The organism is Priestia sp. SIMBA_032, assembly GCF_046535215.1.
Taxonomy (GTDB): domain Bacteria; phylum Bacillota; class Bacilli; order Bacillales; family Bacillaceae_H; genus Priestia; species Priestia aryabhattai.
Genome location: NZ_JAWRXD010001724.1, coordinates 1 through 228 on the forward strand (window position 1 = coordinate 1; position 228 = coordinate 228).

A 228-nucleotide genomic window follows, 5' to 3' on the forward strand; every position below is an offset into this window, starting at 1 on the left:
GGGAGCCGACCGCGCATCTGCTGCCCGGGGGTGAGCCGTTCTTCTACTACCCGCCGCATCCGGCGACGCTCGGTGCCACCGTGCGCGAACTCGACAATGTCGGGCGAATGGGCGCGCAGGTCAGCTTTTTCCGGCTCGGGGACGACCCCGGCCTGGTGCATTTCGTGGATCAGATGGCGCGCAGGGTGTCGGGCCGCGTCGTGGCGCCTGATCTCGACGGTCTCGGTG

1 protein-coding gene is annotated in these 228 nt (G+C 69.3%); it reads left to right on the top strand.

Annotated elements, in window-relative coordinates:
* Positions 1 to 228 (top strand): hypothetical protein (locus SB717_RS40120; RefSeq protein WP_486360833.1); only part of this gene is annotated, 228 nt, incomplete at both ends.